The organism is Hydrotalea lipotrueae (genome assembly GCF_019249625.1).
Lineage (GTDB): Bacteria > Bacteroidota > Bacteroidia > Chitinophagales > Chitinophagaceae > Hydrotalea > Hydrotalea flava.
Map to the genome: position 1 here is coordinate 24,077 of NZ_JAESDL010000006.1, position 25,434 is coordinate 49,510.

31 protein-coding genes are annotated in these 25,434 nt (G+C 39.3%); 9 read left to right on the top strand and 22 right to left on the bottom strand.

Translation table 11 applies throughout. The annotated features are described in order from the left end of the window. Window positions 1-111: 111 nt before the first annotated feature. The 10 genes from JK139_RS05490 to JK139_RS05535 all read right to left on the bottom strand — a co-directional run bounded on the left by JK139_RS05490 (window position 112) and on the right by JK139_RS05535 (window position 10,879). Complete coding sequence (locus JK139_RS05490) at window positions 112-483, bottom strand: four-helix bundle copper-binding protein (RefSeq protein WP_218330744.1); 372 nt, start codon at window positions 481-483, stop codon at window positions 112-114. Between the two features lie 86 nt (window positions 484-569). Further along, window positions 570-983: a Fur family transcriptional regulator gene (locus JK139_RS05495; protein ID WP_218330745.1), complete on the bottom strand. Its 414-nt coding sequence runs from the start codon at window positions 981-983 to the stop codon at window positions 570-572. Between the two features lie 28 nt (window positions 984-1,011). Beyond that, window positions 1,012-1,476, bottom strand: coding sequence for an MgtC/SapB family protein (locus JK139_RS05500; protein ID WP_218330746.1), 465 nt, complete (start codon window positions 1,474-1,476; stop codon window positions 1,012-1,014). A 95-nt stretch (window positions 1,477-1,571) separates the two neighbouring features. Then, window positions 1,572-2,783, bottom strand: coding sequence for an efflux RND transporter periplasmic adaptor subunit (locus tag JK139_RS05505; protein WP_218330747.1), 1,212 nt, complete (start codon window positions 2,781-2,783; stop codon window positions 1,572-1,574). 20 nt (window positions 2,784-2,803) lie between these two features. Next, entirely contained in the window at window positions 2,804-7,171 is a 4,368-nt protein-coding gene (locus JK139_RS05510) for a CusA/CzcA family heavy metal efflux RND transporter (RefSeq protein WP_218330748.1), read from the bottom strand. A gap of 13 nt (window positions 7,172-7,184) precedes the next feature. Then, window positions 7,185-7,340, bottom strand: coding sequence for a hypothetical protein (locus JK139_RS05515; protein ID WP_218330749.1), 156 nt, complete (start codon window positions 7,338-7,340; stop codon window positions 7,185-7,187). Window positions 7,341-7,418: 78 nt separating this feature from the next. Continuing rightward, on the bottom strand, window positions 7,419-7,733 hold the full coding sequence (locus tag JK139_RS05520; RefSeq protein ID WP_218330750.1) for a DUF6660 family protein: 315 nt from the start codon (window positions 7,731-7,733) through the stop codon (window positions 7,419-7,421). Between the two features lie 280 nt (window positions 7,734-8,013). Continuing rightward, window positions 8,014-9,240 carry a hypothetical protein gene (locus JK139_RS05525; RefSeq protein ID WP_218330751.1) on the bottom strand — a complete coding sequence of 409 codons (1,227 nt, stop codon included), beginning with the start codon at window positions 9,238-9,240 and terminating at the stop codon, window positions 8,014-8,016. Next, a complete protein-coding gene (locus JK139_RS05530; RefSeq protein WP_218330752.1) occupies window positions 9,237-9,686 on the bottom strand; it encodes a QcrA and Rieske domain-containing protein in 450 nt (149 codons plus the stop codon). Before JK139_RS05530 ends, JK139_RS05525 begins: the two co-directional genes overlap by 4 nt. Window positions 9,687-9,700: 14 nt before the next feature. Then, the gene (locus tag JK139_RS05535; RefSeq protein ID WP_228733131.1) at window positions 9,701-10,879 is read right to left on the bottom strand and encodes a di-heme oxidoredictase family protein; all 1,179 of its coding nucleotides are present in this window, start codon (window positions 10,877-10,879) and stop codon (window positions 9,701-9,703) included. A gap of 141 nt (window positions 10,880-11,020) precedes the next feature. Between JK139_RS05535 and JK139_RS15745 the strand changes: the two genes are divergently transcribed. The 4 genes from JK139_RS15745 to JK139_RS15750 all read left to right on the top strand — a co-directional run bounded on the left by JK139_RS15745 (window position 11,021) and on the right by JK139_RS15750 (window position 13,606). Continuing rightward, the gene (locus JK139_RS15745) at window positions 11,021-11,674 is read left to right on the top strand and encodes a metal-dependent transcriptional regulator (protein WP_218330753.1); all 654 of its coding nucleotides are present in this window, start codon (window positions 11,021-11,023) and stop codon (window positions 11,672-11,674) included. A 61-nt stretch (window positions 11,675-11,735) separates the two neighbouring features. Further along, window positions 11,736-12,113: an ArsR/SmtB family transcription factor gene (locus JK139_RS05545; RefSeq protein ID WP_218330754.1), complete on the top strand. Its 378-nt coding sequence runs from the start codon at window positions 11,736-11,738 to the stop codon at window positions 12,111-12,113. Beyond that, on the top strand, window positions 12,110-13,384 hold the full coding sequence (gene merTP, locus JK139_RS05550) for a mercuric transport protein MerTP (RefSeq protein ID WP_218330755.1): 1,275 nt from the start codon (window positions 12,110-12,112) through the stop codon (window positions 13,382-13,384). Before JK139_RS05545 ends, merTP begins: the two co-directional genes overlap by 4 nt. Before the next feature lie 6 nt (window positions 13,385-13,390). Beyond that, window positions 13,391-13,606, top strand: a complete 216-nt coding sequence (locus JK139_RS15750; protein WP_317196294.1) for a GDCCVxC domain-containing (seleno)protein — start codon at window positions 13,391-13,393, stop codon at window positions 13,604-13,606. Window positions 13,607-13,624: 18 nt separating this feature from the next. Here JK139_RS15750 and JK139_RS05555 read toward each other — a convergent pair whose 3' ends face one another. The 10 genes from JK139_RS05555 to JK139_RS05590 form a co-directional block, all read right to left on the bottom strand. Further along, window positions 13,625-13,873: a hypothetical protein gene (locus JK139_RS05555; protein WP_218330756.1), complete on the bottom strand. Its 249-nt coding sequence runs from the start codon at window positions 13,871-13,873 to the stop codon at window positions 13,625-13,627. A 462-nt stretch (window positions 13,874-14,335) separates the two neighbouring features. Continuing rightward, on the bottom strand, window positions 14,336-14,890 hold the full coding sequence (locus tag JK139_RS05560; RefSeq protein WP_218330757.1) for a hypothetical protein: 555 nt from the start codon (window positions 14,888-14,890) through the stop codon (window positions 14,336-14,338). A 153-nt stretch (window positions 14,891-15,043) separates the two neighbouring features. Beyond that, window positions 15,044-15,382 carry a hypothetical protein gene (locus JK139_RS15465; RefSeq protein WP_228733132.1) on the bottom strand — a complete coding sequence of 113 codons (339 nt, stop codon included), beginning with the start codon at window positions 15,380-15,382 and terminating at the stop codon, window positions 15,044-15,046. 39 nt (window positions 15,383-15,421) lie between these two features. Beyond that, window positions 15,422-17,683: a multicopper oxidase domain-containing protein gene (locus JK139_RS05565; protein ID WP_228733133.1), complete on the bottom strand. Its 2,262-nt coding sequence runs from the start codon at window positions 17,681-17,683 to the stop codon at window positions 15,422-15,424. Window positions 17,684-17,718: 35 nt separating this feature from the next. Beyond that, window positions 17,719-18,096 (bottom strand): DUF305 domain-containing protein, encoded by a 378-nt coding sequence (locus JK139_RS05570; protein ID WP_218330758.1) that lies wholly within the window; start codon window positions 18,094-18,096, stop codon window positions 17,719-17,721. Next, on the bottom strand, window positions 18,083-18,208 hold the full coding sequence (locus JK139_RS15630; protein ID WP_262900166.1) for a hypothetical protein: 126 nt from the start codon (window positions 18,206-18,208) through the stop codon (window positions 18,083-18,085). The genes JK139_RS05570 and JK139_RS15630 overlap by 14 nt, the downstream gene beginning before the upstream one ends. A gap of 106 nt (window positions 18,209-18,314) precedes the next feature. Then, window positions 18,315-18,779 carry a heme-binding domain-containing protein gene (locus JK139_RS05575; protein WP_218330759.1) on the bottom strand — a complete coding sequence of 155 codons (465 nt, stop codon included), beginning with the start codon at window positions 18,777-18,779 and terminating at the stop codon, window positions 18,315-18,317. A 2-nt stretch (window positions 18,780-18,781) separates the two neighbouring features. Beyond that, on the bottom strand, window positions 18,782-19,402 hold the full coding sequence (locus tag JK139_RS05580; protein WP_218330760.1) for a DUF3347 domain-containing protein: 621 nt from the start codon (window positions 19,400-19,402) through the stop codon (window positions 18,782-18,784). Between the two features lie 67 nt (window positions 19,403-19,469). Then, window positions 19,470-19,943, bottom strand: coding sequence for a DUF3347 domain-containing protein (locus JK139_RS05585; protein WP_218330761.1), 474 nt, complete (start codon window positions 19,941-19,943; stop codon window positions 19,470-19,472). 77 nt (window positions 19,944-20,020) lie between these two features. After that, window positions 20,021-20,467: an HYC_CC_PP family protein gene (locus JK139_RS05590; protein WP_218330762.1), complete on the bottom strand. Its 447-nt coding sequence runs from the start codon at window positions 20,465-20,467 to the stop codon at window positions 20,021-20,023. 509 nt (window positions 20,468-20,976) lie between these two features. On the opposite strand from JK139_RS05590, the gene JK139_RS05595 reads away from it, so the two are divergent. Further along, window positions 20,977-21,192 (top strand): hypothetical protein, encoded by a 216-nt coding sequence (locus tag JK139_RS05595; RefSeq protein ID WP_218330763.1) that lies wholly within the window; start codon window positions 20,977-20,979, stop codon window positions 21,190-21,192. Window positions 21,193-21,247: 55 nt separating this feature from the next. Here the strand turns inward: JK139_RS05595 and JK139_RS05600 are convergent, their stop codons facing one another. Then, window positions 21,248-21,487 carry a helix-turn-helix domain-containing protein gene (locus tag JK139_RS05600; protein WP_218330764.1) on the bottom strand — a complete coding sequence of 80 codons (240 nt, stop codon included), beginning with the start codon at window positions 21,485-21,487 and terminating at the stop codon, window positions 21,248-21,250. Between the two features lie 184 nt (window positions 21,488-21,671). Between JK139_RS05600 and JK139_RS05605 the strand changes: the two genes are divergently transcribed. Both JK139_RS05605 and JK139_RS05610 read left to right on the top strand, forming a co-directional pair. Next, complete coding sequence (locus tag JK139_RS05605; protein WP_218330765.1) at window positions 21,672-22,118, top strand: hypothetical protein; 447 nt, start codon at window positions 21,672-21,674, stop codon at window positions 22,116-22,118. 287 nt (window positions 22,119-22,405) lie between these two features. Beyond that, the gene (locus JK139_RS05610; protein WP_218330766.1) at window positions 22,406-23,071 is read left to right on the top strand and encodes a HEPN domain-containing protein; all 666 of its coding nucleotides are present in this window, start codon (window positions 22,406-22,408) and stop codon (window positions 23,069-23,071) included. A gap of 387 nt (window positions 23,072-23,458) precedes the next feature. Here JK139_RS05610 and JK139_RS05615 read toward each other — a convergent pair whose 3' ends face one another. After that, the gene (locus JK139_RS05615) at window positions 23,459-23,746 is read right to left on the bottom strand and encodes a hypothetical protein (RefSeq protein ID WP_218330767.1); all 288 of its coding nucleotides are present in this window, start codon (window positions 23,744-23,746) and stop codon (window positions 23,459-23,461) included. Between the two features lie 156 nt (window positions 23,747-23,902). On the opposite strand from JK139_RS05615, the gene JK139_RS05620 reads away from it, so the two are divergent. Together JK139_RS05620 and JK139_RS05625 are read left to right on the top strand one after the other, a co-directional pair. Beyond that, the gene (locus JK139_RS05620) at window positions 23,903-24,805 is read left to right on the top strand and encodes a toprim domain-containing protein (protein WP_218330768.1); all 903 of its coding nucleotides are present in this window, start codon (window positions 23,903-23,905) and stop codon (window positions 24,803-24,805) included. A 236-nt stretch (window positions 24,806-25,041) separates the two neighbouring features. Continuing rightward, a complete protein-coding gene (locus JK139_RS05625) occupies window positions 25,042-25,431 on the top strand; it encodes a plasmid mobilization protein (protein WP_095836242.1) in 390 nt (129 codons plus the stop codon). Window positions 25,432-25,434: the final 3 nt, after the last annotated feature.

The following is a 25,434-nucleotide window of genomic DNA, read 5'->3' on the forward strand; positions in this document are numbered from 1 at the left end:
CAGTATCACGCATTTCCAACAATTAAGCTTCATACTATTTATTTTAATGATTAATAAAGAAGTAAATAAGGCATGTGCAGCTTCGGGAAGCTGCACATGCCTTACCTTGTTTTAGCTCACCTGAACGTTGCCGTGATGGGCATGACAAGCGTCTGCGCATTTGCGACATTCTTCCGCACATCTTTTGCAATGTTCATGCTCATGCTTTCCGGATTCTTCAGCGCACTGGCGGCAAACTTTTTCACAGATAGCCAAAAACTCATGAGAAAACTCGCTGTCTCTGACTAAAAGCTTTGCACCGAGAAAGCACACTTCCGCACAATCTCGGTCGAGTTCAATGCAATGTGCCATTGACGTTACATCCTGTTCATCAAGGCAGGATGCCGCGCAATTTTCGCAGGCTGTAGCACATGCTAAAAGCTGCTGAATGAGGGCTTCGTGTTTGTGCCCTGAATGGTGATGACCACTTTGTTGATGTTCCATACTATTTGGTTTTTAAGAGTGAAAAATCCTATCTATTTATAGTTATGTAAAGCTATCAAAGCCACAATGCAACTCAATTGCATTCTTTATAAACAATTGTTACAAACGCCTCTCGCTACTAAACTTAGTTCCGCCAGTTTGAACTTATCAGGAAGACTTATTTCAGGAATTTGCACTTTGGGTAAACAATACAGTTCTTTACAAGCCGTGCAATAAAAATGAAGATGCGTGTCAGAATGCAATCCATTATTACATTCGTTTTGGCATAAGGCATACTTTGCTACTTCTGCACCATCTTTAATAATATGTATTATACCTTTTTCTTCAAAAGTTTTTAGCGTTCTATAAAGCGTTATCCTGTCTGAACGTTCAAATTCCGTTTCGAGATTACCCAGGCTAATAGCTGCAGTTTGTTTTAATAAATATTCCAGCACCAGTAAACGCATGGCGGTTGGTTTAATTTGCTTGGCAATAAGCATATTTTCTAATTCTTTATTCATTTTGCTTGCCTGCTTGTTTGTTGATGGTTTAATCTGAACTATCTAAATCTCCTTTGTTATTTGTCATTTTTTTCTTCCATCCTATGTACCATTTCTGCCGCTCCAATACGAGAAGGAAGTACAATGCTAATGCTCCGAAGATGGCAATAAGAAACAGGTCGAGACCAACAGCTACGCCAACGGCAGCGGTACACCACATAGTGGCGGCTGTAGTTAATCCGGTAGTTGTATGGGTATCATTACTTTTATAGATAACTCCGGCACCTAAAAAACCAATACCTGCAACAATGCCTGCTATCACCCGCCCTCCGGCTGTAGCTTCTCCAAGATGTTCAGCAATGGCAGTAAATAATGTTGAGCCGATACAGACGGCTGCATACGTTCTAATACCAGCATCCCGCTTGTACTTCTCTCTGTCGTAGCCAATAAAACCGCCTAACAAAAAAGAGACTGCCAGTTTTAATACGATAATCAATTCAACACTTATACTCATTTCAATATTGTTTGCATTGGTGGGTCAGGAGGCCCTGCTGACTGTAATCGTTCTTCCATAGGGTAAGAACAAAGCAGGGTTCCGACCCGTATCATTTATTCTTCCTCTTCTGTATTATTCATTTTAGACAGCAAGTCATAAGCGCCTTTTATAACCACTTTGCTTTCCATATTAAACTTGGCAGGAAGTGTTACAGCCGTAAATCCATTCTCTGTAACACCCGCACCCACCTCAACTCGTCTGAATTTAACAGCGCTTTCTTCAGCCGCATCTTTGCTGTTTTCATTTTTTTTGTTGGCAGCAGCCACTGTATCAGCACTGTTCTCTTCTAATACAAAAATGTAGTTGGTTCCACCTGCCTGTACTACTGCCTGCTGTGGCAGAGCGGTGGTTTCTGCAGCGCCAACTTCTACAATGGCGTTAATAAACATGCCGGGTATAAGGTTTGGCGAAGGGTCTAATATCCTGGCACTTACCTGTATGGTTCTGTCCGCATCTATATCCTTACCTATTAAAAAAACTTTGGCATTGCGCTCCATACTGTCGCCGGTAGCTTTGAAGCGCACCGTTTGCCCCATTTTTATCTTGGGCAGGTCTTTCTCAAACACTCTTATTTTGGCAAATATGTTCTTGGTACTTGCCATATCCGCCAATACTTCATTAGGTCCTACATATTTTCCTACATTGGCATAAACGTGTGTTACATATCCGCTGATAGGAGCATGAATACTAACTCTTGGTGTAAAATTCCCAGGTCTGATATTCGCAGGGTTAATATTGGCAAGCCTTAGCTTTGATTTTAAACCTTCTACACGGGCTACCATGCTGTTATATTCGCTGCTGGCTTTTTGCAATGATTTACGTGCAGCAATATTTTCTTTTACCAGTTCTTCCTGGCGTGCCAGATCCTGTTTTAAAAATGCTAACTGGCTGCTGCTTTCCAAATAATCCTGCTGCATTTGCAAAAACTCCGGATTTTCTATAGTAGCAATCACCTGCCCCTTGTTTATGTATTTGCCCTCAATAACGGATGTGCTTTTAATAGTGCCGCCATAAGGTGAAGTAATACTTATGGATTGGCTGGGCGGAACATCAATGGTTCCGGAAGCTTTTATATAGCTGCCCAGGTTCGTTATTGTTACCTTGCCTAATTGAACATTTGCTGCGTTATATTGGTCTTGTGTAAAGGCTACGAGATTAGGATCGTGTACATCTGCTACCGCTGTTTCCACTTTGGTTTCTTTGGAAGTACAGGCTGCAAATAATAGGGTAATTGCGAGCAAGCTTTTATACATTGTTTTATACATACTAATTTTTTATTTAATTTTTACAGACCAGAAATAAGCTCCAGTTCTATAGCTGATTGGTTATATTGATTGATGATTTCGATGTATTGGCGGCGAACGTTGTTGGCATTATTTAAGGATTGAGATAATTGGTAATAATCAATTTCTCCTGCTTCAAATGCTCTTTGAGAGGTGCGGATAAGTAACTCTGCCTGTGGTAAAGCGGTATTGCGGTAATAAGCAATTTGGATTTGCAATCTCCGAAGGTCCGAGAGGAGTAAAGTGCCTCTTTGTGAAAGTTCGAAATAAAAGGCATCTACTTCTGCCTGCCGTGTTTGCATGTTTATCTCTGCTGCCCGTATTCTTGCTTTTTGTGGTTTTGCAAAAATCGGGATGCTAATTCCAGCTTCAATGCCCTGAAAGCGTTTGCCCACACCATATTTCTTCTGCCCGCCATCTACCTCGTAGGTTCCAACCAACGACTGGTTAAAATACCCTATACTGAAATCAGGTAAAAGTTTGCTTTTTTCAACACGAATTTCCTTTGCCGCCACTGCTATCTGGCTGCGCAAAGCTTGCAATTGCGGGTTATTGCTTAGTACAGAGCTATCCAAACCTAAAGCAATGGTTTTTTCCTGCAACACGGTATCTTCAATACCCCTAACGGTGGTATCATTCATAAACTTCCCTAACAGCCTTAAGTTAGTATTGATGTATTCGGTAACCTGCTTTTGTTGGGCGATAGCTTCCTGCAATTGCGTGTTGGCATTGTATTTCTCCAGAATGTTGGTTTCACCCGTTTTGAAACGGACATCCGCCGCTCTCAGCACACGTTCATATAAGCTTATTAAACTGTCTGCCAGCCTTCGTTGCTCATTCCGGTAAAGTAATTGATAATAAACATTTTTTACCTGGTAGGCTATTTGGCTTTGGTATATCTTTAGTTGAAAACGACTGGCATCAATAGAAGCGTCCGCCAGTTCTGACAGTCTTTTTAGATATACCGGGTTAGGAATGTTCTGCGTAACCGTGATATTGTTATCATAAGGTACAGGACTATTGTATTGACCATAAGTAAGATTAATGTTTGTTTTACCAATATCCCTGGCGGCTCCTTTTAATGCCTGTTGGTACTGAACGCCCAAGTTTCCAACTCTCATATTTGGGTTTACGCCCAACGAACTGCTTATTGCTGTTTGTAAATTCACTCTATTGCCAACAGGAGCCTGTGCATAGGACAAGGTGCTGCTACCTAATAAAAAAATAAATATTGCTATTGCTGGAGGTATTTTCGTTCTCCTTTTTTTGATTTGAATTTTTTCAAACAAAGTATAAAGTACCGGCAGTACAATGAGCGTTAAAAAAGTAGCAGTAATCAACCCACCAATTACAACCGTAGCCAAAGGTTTTTGAACTTCTGCACCAGACCCATGTGATAATGCCATTGGGAAAAAGCCTAAAGAAGCAACGGTGGCGGTCATAAGTACCGGTCGTAATCGTATGGCTGTACCCGTAAAGATAATCTTGTTTAAATCCCTCATACCATTCTTTTTTAGCTGGTTAAACTCACTTATCAGTACGATGCCATTCAACACGGCTACACCGAACAAGGCAATAAAACCGATGCCTGCAGAAATACTAAAAGGCATTCCCCTCAACCATAAAGCGAATATGCCGCCTATAGCAGACATAGGGATAGCTGTAAAAATTAATAAAGAATACTTGATGGATCCAAAAGTGAAGTAAAGCAATAGCAGGATTAAGCCTAAGGCAACAGGAACAGCAACGGATAAACGTTTATTTGCTTCTTCCAGGTTTTTAAACTGACCGCCATAAGTAATGTAATAACCTGGCGGCAATTTTATTTTCGCATCAATTTTTTGTTGTATCTCTTTTACTACAGAAGCAATATCCCTTCCCCGAACGTTAAATCCTACAATAATCCTTCTTTTTGCGTCTTCTCTCTGTATTTGGTTAGGTCCTAATTGATAGCTTATATCTGCTACTTGTTCCAACGGAATATTTTCCCCGTCTTTAGTAGTAACGTAGAGCCTTTTCACGTCTTCAATGCTTTGCCGTTCGGCTTCCTGCAGGCGTACTACCAAATCAAACCGCCTTTCTCCCTCAAACACTGTACCCGCAACGCCACCGGCAAAAGCTGAATTAATTGCCTGGTTAATGTCTGAAACATTTAATCCGTATTGTGCTATTTTATCTCTATTTAGTTTTATCGAGATTTGTGGTAATCCGATTAACTGTTCCAGATATAAATCTTCAGCGCCTGGTACGGTAGGCACAATAGCGCCAATTTTTTTGGATAACTCTGTTAATACCTGAAGGTCTTCGCCAAAAATTTTAATACCAACATCCTGTTTAACACCTGATAATAATTCATTGGAGCGAAGCTGAATTGGCTGAGAGAAGCCAAACGTAACACCGGGGATAGCTTCCAGGCTTTTCTGCATTTTTTCTGCCAGTTCCTCACGTCCCGTAGCACTTGTCCATTCTGATTTTGGTTTTAATATAACGGTAACGTCGGCTGCTTCAATGGGCATGGGGTCAGTGGGTATTTCGGAGGATCCAATTTTTCCAATTACTTCCTTTACTTCCGGAAATTTTTTCATTAAAATATCGGAAGCCTGTGTTACTTTATCAATGGTTTGGTTTAAGGAACTGCCGGTAAGCAGCCGTGTTTCAATGGCAAAATCGCCTTCATCCAACGTGGGTATAAACTCACCGCCTAATGAAGAGAAGATAACTATCGAAACCGCCAGTAAACCCACAGCCAGACCTACTACCAATAGTTTCATTCGTAATGCACCTTTTATGAGCGGCTCGTACCATCGCTGAATACGATCCATCATCTTATCTGATATATTCTTTTTATGGCTAATCTTTTTACTTAACAGTAAAGAGCTGACCATAGGCACGTAGGTGAGTGATAAGATTAACGCACCGAGAATAGCAAAGGAAACGGTTTCAGCCATTGGGCGGAACATTTTTCCTTCTACACCCACTAAAGCAAGAATAGGCAGGTAAACGATAAGGATGATGATTTGACCAAAAGCCGCAGAGTTCATCATTTTTTTGGCGGCGCCTCCTACTTCTGCATCCATTTCCGGCTGGGTCAGTTTCATGCCTTTTCGGTGCGCTATATGGTGCATGGTCGCTTCTACGATAATCACCGCTCCATCTACTATTAATCCAAAATCTATTGCTCCGAGGCTCATTAAGTTTCCGGTTACGCCAAATACTTTCATCAGTGATATGGCAAATAGCATAGCCAAGGGAATTACAGATGCGACTATTAATCCTGACCGTATGTTTCCAAGAAAAATAACCAGCACAAAAATTACGATGAGCGCACCTTCCATCAGGTTTTTTTCCACTGTATCAATAGCCCGGCCCACAAATGCACTCCTGTCTATAAAGGGTTCTATTGCAACCCCTTCGGGCAATGACTTTTGAATTTGTGCCATTTTTTCTTTCACCCTGTTAACCACCTCATTGGCATTGCTTCCCTTTAGCAGCATTACTATACCACCCACGGCTTCTTTATCGTTTCGGGTTAAAGCACCGTAACGGTTGGCGGCACCAAATCGTACGGTAGCTACATCGCGTATGGTAACCGGAACACCACTTTCTGTGTTTTTTACTACAATTCTTTCAATATCCCCCAGGTCAGTAATTAAACCTTCGCTGCGAATAAAGTAGGCGTTGGGTTTCTTATCAATATAAGAGCCACCTGTGTTTTGATTATTCTTTTCAAGGGCTGAAAAGATGTCGGATATAGAAATATTATAGCTTCTAAGGCGATCAATGTTTAAGGCAATCTCATATTGTTTCAAAAAACCGCCAAAGCTGTTCACCTCTGCAACACCGGGAGTGCCTAATAATTGTCTTCGCACAATCCAGTCCTGAATGGTACGCAAATCCATTGCATCATATTTTTTTTCATATCCCTTTTTGGCATATACTACATATTGGTATATCTCACCCAATCCTGTTGAAATAGGTGCCATTTCAGGCTGACCCAAACCCGGCGCTATGGAATTTTTTGCTTCGGTTATCCGTTCCGACACTTGTTGGCGTGCCCAGTATATATTGGCATCATCATGAAATACTACGGTAACTACGGAAAGTCCAAAACGGGAAATAGAACGAACTTCTTCAATTTCCGGAATGGTTGCCATTGTTTGCTCTACTGGAAAAGATATAAATTGTTCTACTTCCTGAGCCGCGAGGGAAGGACTTACGGTAATGATTTGAACCTGATTGTTGGTAATGTCAGGTATCGCATCTATAGGCAGTTTTGACGCACTCCAGGCACCCCAAATAATAAGGGCAACTGTAAAAATGCCTATGATGAGCTTGTTCTTGATGGAAAAATCAATAATTCTATTTAACATTTTTTAAAGAAGGTTAATATCCGGTAACCAAACGATAGTATCTAATGACAATGGCTATGATGGCGCCTATCATTAAAATGGACAGGATAATTATAGAAATGGTTCTAATAACCCTGAACTGTGGACGTTTAGAAACTTTGCGTTTCTTTTTACCGGATTTTGTTGTCAAAACTGGCGTGTATTGAAGACAAAACAGAAATACCTATTTAAGGAAATAATAAGTAAGCTGAAATAAGTTAAAGAGGAACTATGCCAGTTGAGGAGGTTGCCAGATGGACAACGAAACGCCTTCGATAAAGGATGAATAGAAGGGATTATATTTTTTTGTTGATTCAGGCTTAAATAAAACTAATTTTCCTAAAGTTTGTGGGATAGGAGTACCTGAGCAACAGGAACAACTACAAAAAGGAGAACAACTATCTGTTTTAGAATGATTATCCTGCTGATGAGATTGTTTTACTACTACTTGTTTTGCGTTGCCCATTGCATTAGCACCATCTGTACAAGGCATACAGCTTAGTACTAAAACAATAATGGATAATATGAAGGCAATAATTTTCAAGTTCGGCAAATCTATGTACAATATTTTTAAAATGCAAATCTAAAAATGTAGCATTGTTGCATAAGTTTAAGCCATAAGCGTATGGAAAGCATTGTTTTGTAACCTCTGCCCCGAGAGTACTGGGCGTTAATTTCAATGCCACAGACAAGATAAGTAATAGCAGGCAGATATAACGTTAGCGCTAACCACACTTAGGTCACTGCAAAGTAAAACACATAGGTGTAAACTCCTGACTATAGAATATAGAACCAATGTTGAAACTTTTTCCGATAGCCATTTCTTAGAAATACGTCGAGATCCCAAACTGAAAGCCTGATAACTTTACCGGGGGATTTCCTAAAATATCCTGCTGCCAATTATGACGATAATTGAAGCGAATAACCGTTTGCGCTGTTGGCCGCCAGCTAATGGCCGGAACTATGGAAAACACATCATCTGAAATATTACCACCTGTTGATTTAAACGTGCCCTTATTCCAGTCAAGATATTCCAGGCGAAGTGCAACATTTAATACGGCTTTCTCAAATCCAAACATACTTCTTTGCAAAACAGGCTGCACAAAATCAATGAAGCCGCCTTGCTGTTTTTGCCCAAATTGCTCTGTATAGGTTTCAGGTACATCCACAGTTACCCATGCCCATTCTCCGTTAATATAGGTTTTAATTTTCGGAAGCATTGTATTGAAATCTACTGCAAATACATTTACCCGTCTTTTCTTATCTAATATCAATCCATCTTCTTTAAACTTATTGTAGATACCACCCATGTAGGATAATCCCAATTCACCGACTTTGCTATTCCGTAAAGCAATTTTTCCTGTCAGTAAAGGACTACCATTAAAACTTTCCTCAAAACGATCCTTATTTTCTTTGCTTGCAGGTAAAAAGGTTTTATTCTCGGAATTGGCGATAATCTTATCATCAAAACCATTGGTCAGGTATGCTTCATAGCCAATCACCCAATTGTTGGTAAACTTCTTTCCAAATACCCCAAAACCCACATTACTCCAGGTTGCCGGCAGCATTTGCGTAGCGGAAATAGGTCTGTCCACAAACTCCCATTTGGGGCCGTCGTGATTTTGATTGAATGCACCGATAGGATTCATGACTACACCACCTCGAAAATTTAATAAAGGTGCAAATTCAAAATCAACAGACGCAAATTCAATATTGATTTCTTTGGTTCCATCTTCAAATTCTATTTCGGATAAAAATTTTATTCTTTTTGCAATAGAGGAGGATACGAATAAGGTTAACCTGCGCATCTGGAATTGGTGACCTTCTATAACTCCATCTTCACTCAAATACTGATAGTTCGCTTCCACGTAGCCGCCTAAAGCAACTGGCAGCTTTCCAACCTGGATAAATGGCCGGTTATATACTGCATCCATATTTAATTGCAGACCCGATGTGTCTTTTGAAGGTTTTCTCAGGAGTGCAGGGTCAATCTGCCCAAAAACAGTATTCAGTAATAAAACTAATGGAAGCAGTAAGCCTATTTTTTTCATGATTGCTTTCTGAGGTCTATGAATAATTCATAATTAGTAACAGTAATGGGGAATGTTCGCAAACTACTATCCGCAGGGCCATTAGTAACCTGTCCCTTGTTATTAAATTCGCTGCCATGTGCAGGACATTGTAAAACATCGCCAGAAGCCTGCAACTCCGTTCCCTGGTGAGTGCACTGCATCCACAAGGCTGAATATTGTTCATCGCTGAACCGATATACACAAATCGGATATTGTAAAGCATCGTTTCTTACAATAATAAATGTTCTATAAGCTGTGCTTCCTTTTTGCCTGATCTTAAATTCATCCTTACTTACCGTCAAGCCATCTTTACCAAGATTTCCCGAAATATATCGTGTAGTTGTGCAAGATGATATTAAAGATGAAATCGCTGTGGCTGATAAACAAGCTGTACAAGCATTTACAATAAAATCTTTTCTCGTCATGTTATAGTGAAACTTTACAATGATTCCAGGAATTTGATGATTTTTGCCTTGTCTGCTGGTGATAGTTGCTGAAAGCTGTTTTTACTTTGTTGTGCTTCCCCGCCATGTAATAGTATTGCTTCCTCGATGCTTCTGGCTCTGCCATCGTGCAAAAGAAAATACTGACCACCTTGTGAGTTTTTTGAAAGTCCCAAACCCCATAAGGGTGGAGTACGCCATTCAGGTGTTGTTGCAGAACCTTCCGTATAGCCATCATTCAGGCCGCTACCCATGTCGTGTAACAACAGATCCGTGTAGGGATGAAATGTTTTATTGGATAATGCTGCAATGGATGATACGCCAGTTGTCAATGTTGGCGTATGGCATTTACCGCAACTTATATTTATAAAAGTCTGTTTACCGGCATTTACATCTGCATCATTTTGATTTCGTTGAATCGGCGCTTTCAGGGTCTTGAGGTAAAAAATAACAGCCAATACAGTTTGATTGGAAACTTCGGGATCAACTTCCTGGTATGTATAAGTATCATAATGCTCATACGTTGAATTAATGCCCATATCCTGGTTATAAGCATTGGCTGTTTGTTGCATCAGATCATAAACGGCAGCTTTTTTACCAAACCTGCCGATGTATTTACCGTTCTGTTCTATTGTGCCAGGTCTTAGTGTGGTGTAAACTGGTGCGGTTATCCAGTTAGGGCGGCCCGATATGCCATCACCATTTGAATCGTTTTCATCTGCCAGGGCAAGTAGGGCGGCATCTGTCACAGCATCTAAAAAGCCAAGCCCGGTATTTGCTGGTGGCATAAACCGGGAGAAAGTGGCTCCTGCGGGAATTTGCTCGAATTGAAAACCAGGAATTGCCCGATGCTGCAATTGCGGGCCGCCAGAGTTCAGGAACTGATTGCCAGTGCTGTCAGTTTGACCGAAGCGGGTAAGCATAGTAAACGGGTGACCTTTTCCATCCCCGGCATGGCAAGTACCGCATGATGTCGCTACGAACAAAGGGCCTAACCCCGTTTTCGGGGTAAATATTTCATCATTGAAAGCTATGTCGCCTCTCAGAAATATTGCATTTTGCTCGTTGGTTAAACCCTCAATCGGCCCATCCAGTAATTCATCGTCAGGCGGAGCTTTGGGTAATATCTTTTCACAAGCCATTGCTCCGGCAATTAACAGTATAATGAGGCTCATGGCTTTTATTTTCTTCATAACAGTTGCAAATATTAAAGTCACAATAATACATAAATTAGAGTAGCAAAAATAATAAATTAGGCTATCCTAATTTATTATTTATATAGGTTTAGCTAAATTGCATCGAAATACCTTAAAATCGTGCATTCATTTACAGAAGAAAATTATCTAAAAGCTATTTATAAACTACAGGAAACCAATGGGGAAGTAGTGGCTACTTCTGCCTTAGCACAGGTAATGGGGGTCCATTCTCCCTCAGTGACCGATATGCTAAAAAGGATGGCCTCTAAAAAACTGGTGATCTATCAGAAATCCAAAGGGTTTAAACTCACTGAAAAAGGAAGGCAGGTTGCTGTTGGAATTGTCCGAAAGCATCGTCTTTGGGAAGTTTTTTTGGTAGATAAGTTGGGATTCCGATGGGATGAAGTGCATAATATTGCCGAAGAACTGGAACACATTCAAAGCGAGCTATTGGTGAACAAACTGGATGCCTATCTGGGTTATCCCAAAGCAGATCCGCATGGCGATCCGATACCGGATGAAAACGGAAAGCTGAAAAAGGTAAAAACCCAACCGCTTACCTCTGCTCCCCTCAAGAAAAAGGTTACTATAATAGCTTTAGGTAATTCTTCCGATGAATTTTTACGGTATCTCGACAAGATTGGTATAACTATCGGAGATACTATAGAAGTATCAGAAATTGAGGACTTCGATAAGTCCGTTACTGTACTGCATAAGAAAAGCTCATTCAGCCTAAGTAATGAAGCTGCCAACTTTTTGCTGGTTAATGTATAACTTCTAAACCAGTTTGTATTTAAGAATTTGCTTAAATACTGTTTCTCACTATCTTTGCGACATGGATAATAATACCTGTATCAGATTATTTGCAGACCATGAACAAATAAACAATTGTAAAAGCAAGTTGAAGACTGCCCAACGGTCGTTTAGTCAGCTATCCAATATTTTAGCTTTAGCCGGTAATGAGGTAAGGCTGAAAATTATTTACTTATTGGAAGTTGAAAAAGAATTGTGCCCTTGTGACCTTGCTGATATTTTAGGCATGAGTATTCCAGCCGTATCACAGCATCTAAGGAAATTGAAGGATGGGAATATTGTTGAAACCAGGAAAGAGGGGCAAACAATTTATTATTCACTTACACAGGAAAATCTAAAGATTTTAAAACCTTTCTTCAAACATATTAATGTACAAACTCAAAAACTGGAAACAGTATGATAAGTATAAAATCAACAGGCACATTTACCGGTGCAGGTGTTCTTACTGCTATTGCAGCTTCGCTTTGTTGTATCACACCTGTTATTGCACTGCTTGCAGGTAGCAGTAGCATTGCAGCAAATTTTTCATGGATAGAGCCAGCAAGACCTTATTTGATATGCTTATCAGTTGGGGTATTAGCATTTGCATGGTATCTTAAATTAAAACCAGCTAAAACAAACGATATGGATTGTAATTGCGAAACAACTAAGAAGGCTTCATTCCTTCAGTCCAAGACTTTTTTGGGAATTGTAACTGTTTTTGCTATACTGATGATGACTTTCCCATTGTATGCAAAAGTGTTATATCCAAAAGCAAAAGTACAGGCAACAACACTTTCAGTAGTTGATAATAAACAACAGGTGAAGTTCACCATACAAGGTATGACCTGCGAGGCTTGTGAAGAGCATGTAAATAACGAACTGTCTAAAGTAAATGGAGTATTAGATTATAAAACTTCTTATGCCTCCCGGAGCAGTATCGTCACTTTTGATAAATCAAAAGTTGATGAAAAAACAATTGAGGCAGCCATTAATAAAACAGGATACAAAGTAAAAAGCTATGATTTTATGAATGCAGATAATACAGGCGTTTCATTCTATGAAGCCCCATTAGTTTGTCATGCAGCACCATCAATTGGCTGCGGTAGTAAAGCAAAGTTTCTGTTAGTTGATTTGGAGAAGTATACTGATGCAGTAGAAGGAGCATGGTTAAACAAGACTGGAACAGTCGTAGCTGTTAAGTGGAATACTAAAACAGATGAAAATAAAAAGGTTGATATCATTAAAACAGTTAGTACCAATCACAATATTGAGCTTACTACTTTAGCCCAAACAGAAGCAACTGATTATGCTAATACATTTCCAAGTAGTAGTGAATGGTATAAGGGCAAGGAAGTTGATAAATTAAGTAAAGAAGAAGCTGGCATTATTGCAAAGAATACTATTGCCAGTTATAAAGAAAAGAAATTAATAAAGCCATCATTTGAAAAGGAGTTCCAGGCAGATATTGAAAAGATTTATACTGATCTCTTTCTTTCAATTTCTTCGTACAAAGATTTAACGACAGAGGCATACAATAAAGTAGAGGGCCAGATACAACAAGCCGGGGAAAAATATGTAGGCAAAGGCAAAATGCTTCATGTAGAACTTTGTATTGCATCTGAAGAAAGTTGTGAAAAAGATAAATCATGTTCACCAGGAAACGGTAAATCTTGCTGCGATAAAAACTAATAAAGAATGGAGAAAACACTAACGCTACAATCTACTATTACTTGCCCCGAATGCGGTTTTCAAAAAGTTGAAACCATGCCTACGGATGCCTGTCAATACTTCTATAAGTGTACAAACTGCGAAACAATATTAAAACCAAAGCAGGGAGATTGTTGTGTGTTTTGCAGTTACGGCACAGTAGCTTGTCCACCCATACAGATGAATAAATCTTGTTGTGCATAGGGTTATTAAAATAGTTTTTTATATCATTATTCTTCTCGGAATAGTGCATATTAGTTTTGCTTTTCCTCTATACATGAATACCGATACACTCTGGTTTGTAGGCGCAGGTATGGCAATTATTTTTTCAGGACTACTTAACCTTCTTGCAATAGACAGAGGCGGTTCAAGGTTCACAAAATGGATAGCAATAATAACAAATGCAATTAATTGTGCTATGTTTTGTTTTGCTTTACCCATACAGAAAGAACCACAGGTATATGTAGACATCCCTATTTTTTTTGATAACTACTATAGCTTATATAGTTGAATTAACGAGGCATAAAAGTATTAAGCAATAAGAGTATGAAAATGAATAAAACTATTCCTACCCTTCCGGTTCAGGATACTAAAGTTTCATGTGCGTATTATACAAACAGGTTAGGTTACTATTCGCCACCAGGAGGAAACATTTGCTATTGCAGTTCGTGATGATATTGAAATTCATCTCTGGCAGTCATGTGATAAATCCTGGAAATGGAGAAGCATTTTTTTAGCACTAAACCCAGGTACAGCAAGTTGCAGAATACAGGTGCAAGGTATAGATGAACTTTTTGAACAGTACAAAAAACAAGGTGTCTTATACAGTTCATACGGTAGTTCAAGAACAGTATTGGGGTCACAGTGAATTTCCTGCCGTAGATAACTACAGAAATCTGCTTACATTTTACGAAATAATAACTTAAAGGCGAATTAACTGTTTTTGTGAGAAAGCCTCCACATGCCCCACCACCCAGCTGCGGCTAAAGGTAGAGCGGTAACCATACCCGGAAAGTATCCGTATGGCTCATCCGTGAGGAGGGGAAAAACAAAGTGTGCCAATTCAATAATACCGGTCGAAGTAAAAAATGTCCATGCCAGGTAGTAGCCGAAATCGTAGCCGCGCTTAACAAGGAATGGTATAAGAAGCCATGCACCAATCGGCAGAATCAACAGCGAGATCACCAAAAGGGGAGTAATTTCCGGAACAGGAACACCGGTGATTTTATCTCCAACAACTTCAAAAAACTTCATACGGTTTTCTTCCACTTTATGCAGGAAGATAAATACCAGAAGAGTCACCCAGTAAGGAGCTTTTATAGCGGCAAATGGAACTTTTGCCGGGTTAATGAGCCATAAGAAAAATCCTGTTAGATAGCCTATAAGAAATAGAAACGCAATTAACCATCCTGTGTAGAAATAACCGACTATTGGTATCATCAGGGAAAACAGCAATGCAAAGACAATGGTTGACCGTTGTTTTTTCATAGTCAATTATTTGTGTGAACATTTATAAATTAAATTTCATTTCTTGTATTCTCACCGCATTCAGATAGCACGTAGTATGAGCACAATACTTTCACACCAGGTGCTAATCCAATACTCAGCCAAAAATTTTATTGGCAGTTTATGTCCTTTCATTTAGTAAGTTACTGTAAGCCCGGCTCCCAAGCCCATATCGCTATCATAATGTGATGATAGGCTGATATATTTTGTCAGTATGTAACGAAAGCCTGCCATGTATTCTTTATCTGTATTTATCATCATATTGAAACGCAACCGGTTTGTTACGGGCACATCTTCCCTGCTTAATTGAAAACGCAATTTGCCGTCGCCATCTACTCTCATATCTGCAACAAATAACATAGGCAATGTGTAAGCAATACCTGCTATTACTGTTTTGCGATTTAGTTTGTTGCTTGTTTGTCCAAACCAGTTTTTTTCTTCGCTTCCAAAAATGTTTTTAGGACCGCCTTCCATTTTATAATGATAATCAAAACCCACATAAGGAAACCACCATTACATACGACCCAAATACCTGCCTATCATTGTTTCATTCTCATAACCATGATGGTCGTTATAACCTAAATGCCATAGTGTAGTTGCCTTCCATCTTGTATTAGCTAACATTAACTGTCCGTCACTACCGTTGCTTTCTAACGCCGCACTTCCCATCAGGTGAAACATCCTGTCATCTGCAAACAGTTTTCGTTGTGCCAGCTTAGGGTCTGGTATGGCAGGGTTAGGCAGGTTATTATCATATCGAAACACTCTGCCCATGCCGCTCATCATGTGGTACAAGATGTGGCAATGAAAAAACCAGTCCCCGCCTTTTTCACTTGCGGCAAACTCTATGGTATCTCTTTCCATCGGCATAATGTCCAGTATATTTTTTAGCGGTGCATAATCTCCCTGGGCATTCACAATTCTGAAATCATGCCCGTGCAGGTGCATTGGGTGGCGCATCATGCTGTTGTTAAAAAGTATTATCCTTACATTCTCTCCTTTCTTAATTAATATCCTGTCGGCTTCTGATACTACTTTGTTATCAAGGCTCCAAACATAACGGTTCATATTGCCTGTCAAATCAAATTTTAGTTCTTTCCATTGTGCATTGGGTAGTGTTGTTTTCTTTGTTGCCCGTAGCATATCATAGTTAAGCGTAACAATATCTGTACTGCCTTCCATGGCCATATTCATCATATCATGACCTGTGTGGTTCATTTGCATTTTATCCTTGCTCATGCTTTTTGATTGTGCGGTGTCTTCGGGATTTTCTGCACCTGTTATTTCAGGGTACATTACCGTGTTCATATCCATGATTTGGTTTTGCATTTTCATTCCTTCCATTTCTATCATATTGCCTTTCATGTCCATCATGTCGTTCATCATCTTCATGCCTGCAAAGTATTTGGGTCGCTGCATTTTAACGGCAGCAACTTTTTCGCCACTGCCCAACCATAGCGAAGCATGTTTTGTACGGTCTTCGGGTGTTACTAAAAATTCATAGCTTTTATTTTCGGGAATTGTAACAATAACATCATAAGTTTCGGAAACGGCTATTATTAATCTATCTACTTCAACGGGTTCAACATCGTTTCCATCGCTTGCTACTACTGCAATTTTACCCCCTGCGTAGGAAAGCCAGAAGTAATCCGATGCACCTGCATTGGCAATTCTTAATCTTACTTTGTCGCCTGCTTTAAATTGTGGTTGCTCATTCTGGTTTTTTCCATTCAATAAAAAGTTATCATAGTATATGTCTGTCAAGTCCATTGCATTCATTCGCTTCCATTCGTTGGTAACTTTTGTTTTGAAAGCTCCTTTTTTTATGGCTTCTGCATAACTTTGTGTACTCCCTTTTTGAATAGCAAACCAGTCTGTAGCTGCATGTAAGCTGCGTTGTACTTCTTTGGGGTTCATATCTGTCCATTCACTAATGATTAAAGGAATGGTTGGTATATCCCATTCTTCTCTTTTGTTCATAATAAATGCACCATACATTCCAATTTGTTCCTGTAGTTCGCTATGGCTGTGATACCAGTGTGTACCATGCTGCACAATGGGAAACCTGTAAGTATAGGTTGAATGTGGTTTTATTGGCATTTGTGTGAGGTATGGTACGCCATCTTCTTTATTGGGCAGAAATAAGCCATGCCAGTGCAGCGATGTACTTTCGTTCATCAAATTATGCACTACAATTTCTGCCGTATCACCTTCCGTAAATGTGAGTGTGGGCATTGGTATTTGCCCGTTTACTGCTATGGCTCTTTTTCTTTTCTTACCAAATGTTACAGTAGTATCGTTAATGTATAAATCGTAATGTACAGTATGTGGTGGTGTATGGTTTACAATGGTTTTTATTTTACCTAAATCGGCTTTGGGCATAGGCATGTTGTGCATGTTATCCATCTGCATATTGTCCATATCCGTTGCTTTGTCTTTGGCAGTATCTTTTTTTACATTCTTATTATCCATAGGCATATTGTGCATGTCCGTAGTTTTTTTCTTAACGGTGTCTTTAGGCATGGGCTTATTATCATGCTTTTGCACAGGCTGCTGCTTTACCTGCTTTGGTTTCTCTTTTACCAGCTTCATACCGCACTTCGGGCAGTTGCCCGGTTTTGTTGCATGTATCTCCGGGTGCATGGGGCAGGTATAAGTAACCTGTTGCTTTTTTTGCTGCGCTTCTTTCTTACTCATGTCCATGCCTTTCATATCCTGCGCCTGTGCAAAAGAAAAGCCGGTAAGAATGAGTATTAATATTGTTAGTTTTTTCATTATTATCTTTTTACTGTTTGAATAATACCTGACCTTTATTTGTCCAGTTCCTTTAGCTTGCCCTTCATCTGCTGTATTTCTGCCTGCTGGCTTGTAATGATTTTATTTGCCAACTCTTTTATTTCGGGGTCGGTTAAAGATGCTTTTTCTACCATTAATACTGCTGCGGCATGGTGTGGTATCATTGATCTTAAAAACTGCTTATCTTTTACGCCTGCCTGCTGCTGAATGCAGAGAAAAAATATAACTATACCTGCAACGCCTGCACTTAATAAAATGATGTTTAGTTTCTTCTTCATGTACATACTGCCCATTATCAACAATTCAATTATTAGCATTAGCATTGTCATTAAGCCTGCCATGTAGAATTGGTTGATGTTGGGCACTACATTGGCCAGTTTATCTAATTGCATACATGAGTATGTACATGGCAATAAAAGACAGCACTATCATAAGCGCCAGCTTCTTGTACATTGCAGCACCCATTTGTTTTGAATGCTGATGTGCTTCGTGTTTCATTTCCATGATTTGAAGTTTTAAATGTTATTAATTATTTGCAGCAATCTTTTTTGTGAATAAAAATTGCTTTGAAAATGCTGATTAATATTTGCTTTAGTTTACGCATGACTGTTTAGTAATTTGCTGAAAGGCTATCTGCTGTTTTGTTCATCCAATCCATAATCAAATCTTTTTGCTCTTTTGAAAGCCTTGCATTTTTGTGCATCATTTTGTAAGATGCTATTGGCATTTCATCGTCTTTAATTTGGTTGGCAATGCCTTTTAACTTACTTATTTGCCTGCGGTCGGTATAGCTTCCAAAATCACTAAAGTTTAATTCGTTTTTGCCGTTATTAATATGCCTTGCCATCATCCATGCCATTGGCTGAATGTTGGAATACCAGGGATAGTTGGTATTGTTGCTGTGGCAATCGTAACAAGCGATTTGTAAAACCGACTGAACATTATTTGGCACAACAAAAACCTTTGCAAAATCTGTTGGCAACACCTGCACAGTTTTGTTATGTGCAGGCTGTATAAACTGAATGGCAATGAATACAACCAATAAAGCCAATAGTATTTTCTTTGCCCGGCTCATGGTTATTTGATGGTTTCTTTTATTGTACCGCAATCAGGCATTTTGCTGCCTAAATAGGGGTTCTTTATTTCTTTTACTTCACTAATCCATATTGCTCCTTTGCCATCGTTTGCCATCGGGCAAAAATCTTTGTATAAGGTTTGCCCGCCGTTGCCAAACGTTTTTATAAGGTCGGCTATATCTTTACTCAATAGTTCAAAATGCTCTCTTTGGTGGTCTATCTTGCCTGCATTGGTCCCTATATGTTCTGCATGTTCTTTCAAATCATCTGCTATATCCATGTAGCTTTTCATTTGCGCTTCCGATAAACTTTTCATGTCCACTTTTGCCAATGTTGATACTAAAACATTGCCTGCTGTGGCTGCATCTTTACCATTGTCTTTTGCCAAAGCATTTTTTAATTGCAGATAACCGGCAATTATTTCTTTTGCAGGAAATGCTGCGGTATTGCTTGCTGATGCAGTTTGCGAAGCAACTGTATCGGTAGTTGTTTGCTGATGGCCTGCCATTGCTGTATCATTTTTTGCATCTGCCTGTTTTGTATCGGTAGTATTGTTGCTACTATTGTTGCAAGCTGCTAAAGTGGCGGCTGCTATTGCAATGCCTATTAATATATTTTTCATTTTTGTATTTTTTAAAATAATGCCTTTAGCCCTTCATGTACTGAAAAGCTGTGAGCAGGTGAATAAATTATAAAGTTGTTTTTACGCTGCCGCAGGTAAGCATGGCATTGCCGTAATAAGGGTTTTTGATTGCCTTATCACTGCTTAACCATGATGCTTTTTTCATGGGACAATATTGCTGGTATACAGGTTCGGCAGAAAGCTTTACTGTTTTTGCCAACTCAAACATATTGTTTGATAAGGTTGCAAATTCTTCCCTTTGTAGTTTGATGTCTTTTGATTGGGAAATAGTATTTGCATCTTTTAACAGGCTTGACCTGGCATCATCATTTACGGTTTGTTTATCTGTGCCGTTGATGGCTTTTACCAATTCACCTGCATTGGCGGCAGCCAATGTTGCGTTGCTGCTTACTAAAGCATCTTTGAGTTTATAGTAAGCATTGAGTAATTGTGTAGGTTGTGTTTTTGTACTATCTTGTGCAAAGCTTTTTTGAGTGAATGCTGTTGCGAGTAATGCAAGCATTAAAAATATCTTTTTCATTTTGATTTAATTTTTATGTTGAAAACAATAGTTAGAGGCATAACAATTCCTGTTATGCTGAAAAACATAAAATCAAATCATATTTGAAAACTCTGTATGGCTATGCGTATATCGGGTATGGGCGGGTGATGCTGTCGAACAAAGTATTTGGACGAAGTATTTACCTGTGATGGGTAGGCAATGTTTATGTTATAGTAAGTAGCAACAAATGCTGTAAAAAATACGGGGCTTACTAATTTGGCTGCTTGCGGAACTGCTTTATCTGTCTGTGAAATTTTCAGCACTTTGTCATTACAGCAATCATCTTTTTTGTCTTTGTCAGTATGCTTGTGTTCCTTCTTTTCGTGATGATGTTTTTTGCCATCTGCATGAACATGCACTTCTGTTGCTTCTTCATCGTGATGGTGAGTAGTATTAAAGCCCATATCTACGCCAACTGCACATGCAAAGCCTACCACCATATTGAAGCTGAATATGATTAGCAGGAAGGCTGCTTTTAGTTGTATAGAAATTTTTTTACTCATTTATTACTGATACAAAGATACTGTTATTTAAAAGACTGTTGTAATTCAATAACAAAAAGTAACGTAGTCTGTTTAGCTGAAATTACATAATATGTAAAATATCTACATATTTCTTGACAAAACGGTCAGACAAAAATTATTGAGTTGTGCTGTAGTTCCACTGCATTAGCAGGGCAGCCTTATATGATCATCTATGCACTTCGGGCAGAGGCATTGCAAACACGGCAATATTTACCGCCCAAGATCGAAAATTTCTCGTACAAGTCTTGGATCTGATTCCAAAATGATACCTTTGTAACAAGATATTCTTGAAGCGTTTTTGCTTTAAGTCCTGCACTGAAACTTAGGAACTTTCAAAGGTAACGGGACATAAGTGGAAAACGCTCATGCTACGGCGTGGGCGCACTTATTCGTTACCAGGTTTCCTAAGACCTCAGTGCGGTAAGCTGTTGCCTGCGCTATTTTTTTACAGGCGACAAGTCAAACGAAAACATTAAAAGTAACGTAGAATGACTTCAGCCGAGCACTTCCCGGATTTTGCTTACACTGCAGGACAATTGTCCAAGTTTCTTGCTGCGAGTGATTTTTTCACCATCATGCTAAAAACTGGTGAAATCATACATTTTACCCCCAAAGATGTACCAGCGTTTCAAAAGTGGCTGGAGAAAAATAAAATACAGAATATCAGATCAGAGGACGGATGGGTCATAACTAAAAAAGCATAAAAACCCGACACTATGTTCTGTAGTTCCAGCGCTGCTTTCTCTAACTATAGTTTAATTAGCGTTTTTTCGATTTGCTAATTGGATCTGGCAACTCAATATTTCCATAGAACGCCTCCAATAATTCGCAGGGGCTTACGCCTATTGCCAATGCAATAAGGTAAAGTTCCTCCGCCCTCAAATGGCTACGCTCATTTAGCGTCAGCTCATTCATCCGAGCTTTTGTTAATCCCGTTTTCCTGGCAACCTCTGCTTTGTTTACAGATTTCTGCGCCAGGTATAAACCGAGTTTTGTCATTGATTATTAGCTTTTTCTATACTTATGTGAGCCTTAAAGATATAAAAGAGAGAAAAAACATACCTATGTTTGGCATTTTGGTATGTTTTTCATTACTTTAGTTATGTTTTTCTATACTATTGACAAATTTAACCGACCTCACGAACCTCGAGTGCCAATTAATTATGTTTAAAACTCGTTCACCATGAGAAAAACCAAATCAAAGAAAGCAACATCACAAAAGCCAAAGCCAGAATTAAAATGGCAAACAGGCAAGTATGATCGACATGCACAATTTAGTTATCATTTGCCCTATCAGTTTCTTTTGTTATGCAAGTTGATGGATGTAACACCGGAAGATATTGTGCGTGACTTCACAGAGAACTTATCGTGTGGTAGTTGGAAAAGAGAAGGACGAGATAAAATAAAAGAACATATCATCAATTATTTTATCGAACATGGGTATGGCCAGCATCACTATAGTGAAGCTGATATTCGTGAAATTTTCAGGGAAATGGACGCTTTGGGATTGTTATTTCCGAAGAATGGGAACAGTAAACTAATTGACAAGTATGCAGATTGGCGTGACAAACATTATAAATACTGGTTCAAAAAGTGGTTTAGAAAACCCAGGCGAAAACTTCAAAACTAACACGCCTTCGCTTATAATCTCACACGCCGAGTTGAGATAACAAAAGCAATTTCAAATTTGACATTCAAATTATCCAATAACGGATGAAGCCTTTTACCATATACCATCTCTTTTACAACTCATTCCTGTCGGTTCAACAATCTTTGGTGAATATAATTGTTAAGGAAGCAGCCCCTAATCTTATATATCTATTGGGAGCTTCGATCAGCAGGCGTAGAACCGAAAGCATATTTCAACAATCTGCCCCGTCTTCGCATCAAATATCCAGTTGCTTTCTCTTTATTCTAATGCAAGACCTCGCCAACAAAGAAACACACGACTGGCAAGATAAGTTAGAAAATAACTGCAAAGCGTTGATGCCTGTTACCATTATTGTACTGCAAAAATCATCCTTTGAAGAATGGTTAAATAATGGCCACCCCTTCGCCACAAGTGTGCAACAGACTGCGCCAGTTATTTACAAATCGGGAAAATTTGATCTTCCAAATTGCATTCTTTCAAACAATGAAGAACAGATTAAATCGCTCGAAAAGTTCCATCTTGATGGGCTAATAAAATCAAAGGAGTTTTATGCCGGGTCTGAGCTATTCAGGATCAGGAAGCAACATGCTATGGCTGCGTTTATGTTGCATCAATGTGTTGAACAATCATTACGTACAATCCTGAAAATTGGGACTGGCTATCACGCCAATACACATAGTATTGACAGGTTAATTCGCTATACTGGTTTAGTATCATATCAACTACCCGACGTGTTTCCTCAGAACACTGAAATTGAAAAGCGCCTATTCTGTCTTCTGCAAAAGGCTTATATAGATCCTCGATACAAAGAAGATTACCGGATAGCTAATGATGATCTTTTGCAATTAACAGAAAAAGCTCAGCAGATTATTACAATCGTATCAGAGGTGGGAAAACAAATTTTATCTTCAATGAGATCAACCTTATCATAGTGGAAAAAGAGATTTTAGTATGAAAACGATTTTACAAGTCTTATCACTTACAAAACGAAAACCAGGAGAATTGATTGAGGATCTCTATCTCAAATATCACCAATTTTCACTTGGATGATTTCAACGGAGGTCTGAAATTATGGCTGCATATAGCCCTTGTGAACGAGCAAAGCGCTATGATGAAGGGGCATCAAGGAAAGACCTAATTGACTTTGTAGATCAACTTTATAGGCTAATCGAAGTATGGACGTCTGGTATCATATTGACATCTGCATTGCCTAATCAATCCCCCATATGAGTAATAAAGAAAAAAAGCCATTTGAAGGGATGGTTTTGCTATATCTGTGAACATCTGTTTCCCTCCAAATGACTTTGCTACGCTACAGACTACTTAGAACTAAGCGCCTTCAGTTTTTCACTGAGTTCGGTCAAACCTGTTTTGGTTAAATAATCATCAGCAATTAGATGTAATTCGTCCAATGCTTCCTTTGGAATACTTTCCAGCAAAGCGGACGATTTGTCATCGTCTTTAGCCATCAACCCACGCTTGAGGACACTATGCAACAACAATACGTTCTTGCGGGAAATCCTCATGTCAATCTTAACTGTTTCACTCATGCCAGGGATACTGAGAATAGTATCATACACTTTGGCTACATCACTCGTTGTTAGCATAATCACACGGTTTTAATTTAAACAATACTCACTGCACAAAAGTAAATGACAAAGGTTTTTGCATCCTCATCAAAATATGATGAGGATAGGTTAATACAATATCGCCTGTTTAACTTCGCATAGTAGAACTGAATGTGTGTTTGAAAATGTGTGGTTATGAATTTCAGAAATAAAAGGCTTTCCGTTAGTGAAGCCAAAGAAATAGACATAGTTCATTTCCTTGCTGACTTAGGTTATGAACCATCAAAAATTAGGAACAACGATTATTGGTATTTTTCACCACTTCGGGATGAAAAAACGCCTTCCTTCAAAGTTAATCGCAAGCTGAACCGCTGGTATGATCATGGCCTCGGTAAAGGTGGTAACCTGGTTGATTTTGCTATCCTTTATCACGGCTGCACCGTTTCTGAATTTCTACAGAACTTAAGCGGTAATCTTTCCCTTCAAAAGCCCTCACTTCAGCAGTCTATTACCAGACCTGAACCTGAGAACCAAATAAAGATTTTGGGAGACTTCATACTTTCCTCGACAGCCCTTCTAAGCTACTTGCAGCAACGCCGCATACCTGTTGATATAGCTGACCGCTATTGCCGGGAGGTTCGGTACGAACTCAATGGAAAAGTTTATTATGGTATCGGCTTTAAAAATAACCTGGGAGGCTTTGAAATACGCAATCCTTACTTCAAAGCCAGCAGCTCGCCAAAAGGCATCACGACCATTGATAACAGTGCCAGTGAGGTCATCGTTTTTGAAGGCTTTACTGACTTCCTTTCCTTCAAGGCTATCCAGCAACAAGACCCCGAAGACCGCTTTGATTTTGTAGTGCTGAACTCTGTATCCTTCTTTGAAACTGCACGCCCTTTTTTGGAAAATCACAATACCATCAGGCTCTATCTGGACAGAGATACTACCGGACAAAATTGCAGCCGGTATGCACTTTCCCTGAGCAGTAAATACAAGGACGAAAGCAGCCTGTATCAAAACCACAAGGACTTCAACGACTGGATAGTGAATTTCGGCAAGCCACAAAGGAAACATCAAAAACAGAAGTTGAAATAAGTGATAACAGAACTATAAGAGCCGCTTTAGCTTCTTTAAAGTGCTTTAGCCTCTTATATGCTTTAGAGCCTTTCAATGTCTGAAAGAGGTTCTAAAAGCTGAAAGATTGCAACTTTCTCGCAATCGGCCAGATGAACGGTTGTTAAACAACCGGATCTGGCTGCCCATCACTCGGAACTCGTGGGCAGGGCGTCTGAAAGGTAAAAATGAGTTTGAAAATGTGAAAATGATCAGTGATGAAAGAACAAAATTCAAACAGGACACGCATTATCGGGCTGCGTCTGACACCCGATGAGTATGCTAAAATTGAAAAGAAGTGGAAGGCTTCTACCTGTCGAAAGCTAAGCGATTATGTACGTCGAAGCCTATTCGACAAACCCGTTGTAACGACCTACCGTAACAGCTCCCAGGATGACTTAATGGCAGAACTTACCCGGCTTCGCAGCGAGCTAAATGCAGTCGGAAACAACTTCAATCAGGCCGTTAAAAAGCTCCATACACTCAGCCAGATCGCTGAATTTAAAAGCTGGTTGATAGCATATGAAGTGGAGAAAAATATCCTTAGCAATAAGGTAGATGAGGTCAGAATAAACGTAAAAAAAATACTGGAAATATGGTTGCAGTGATCA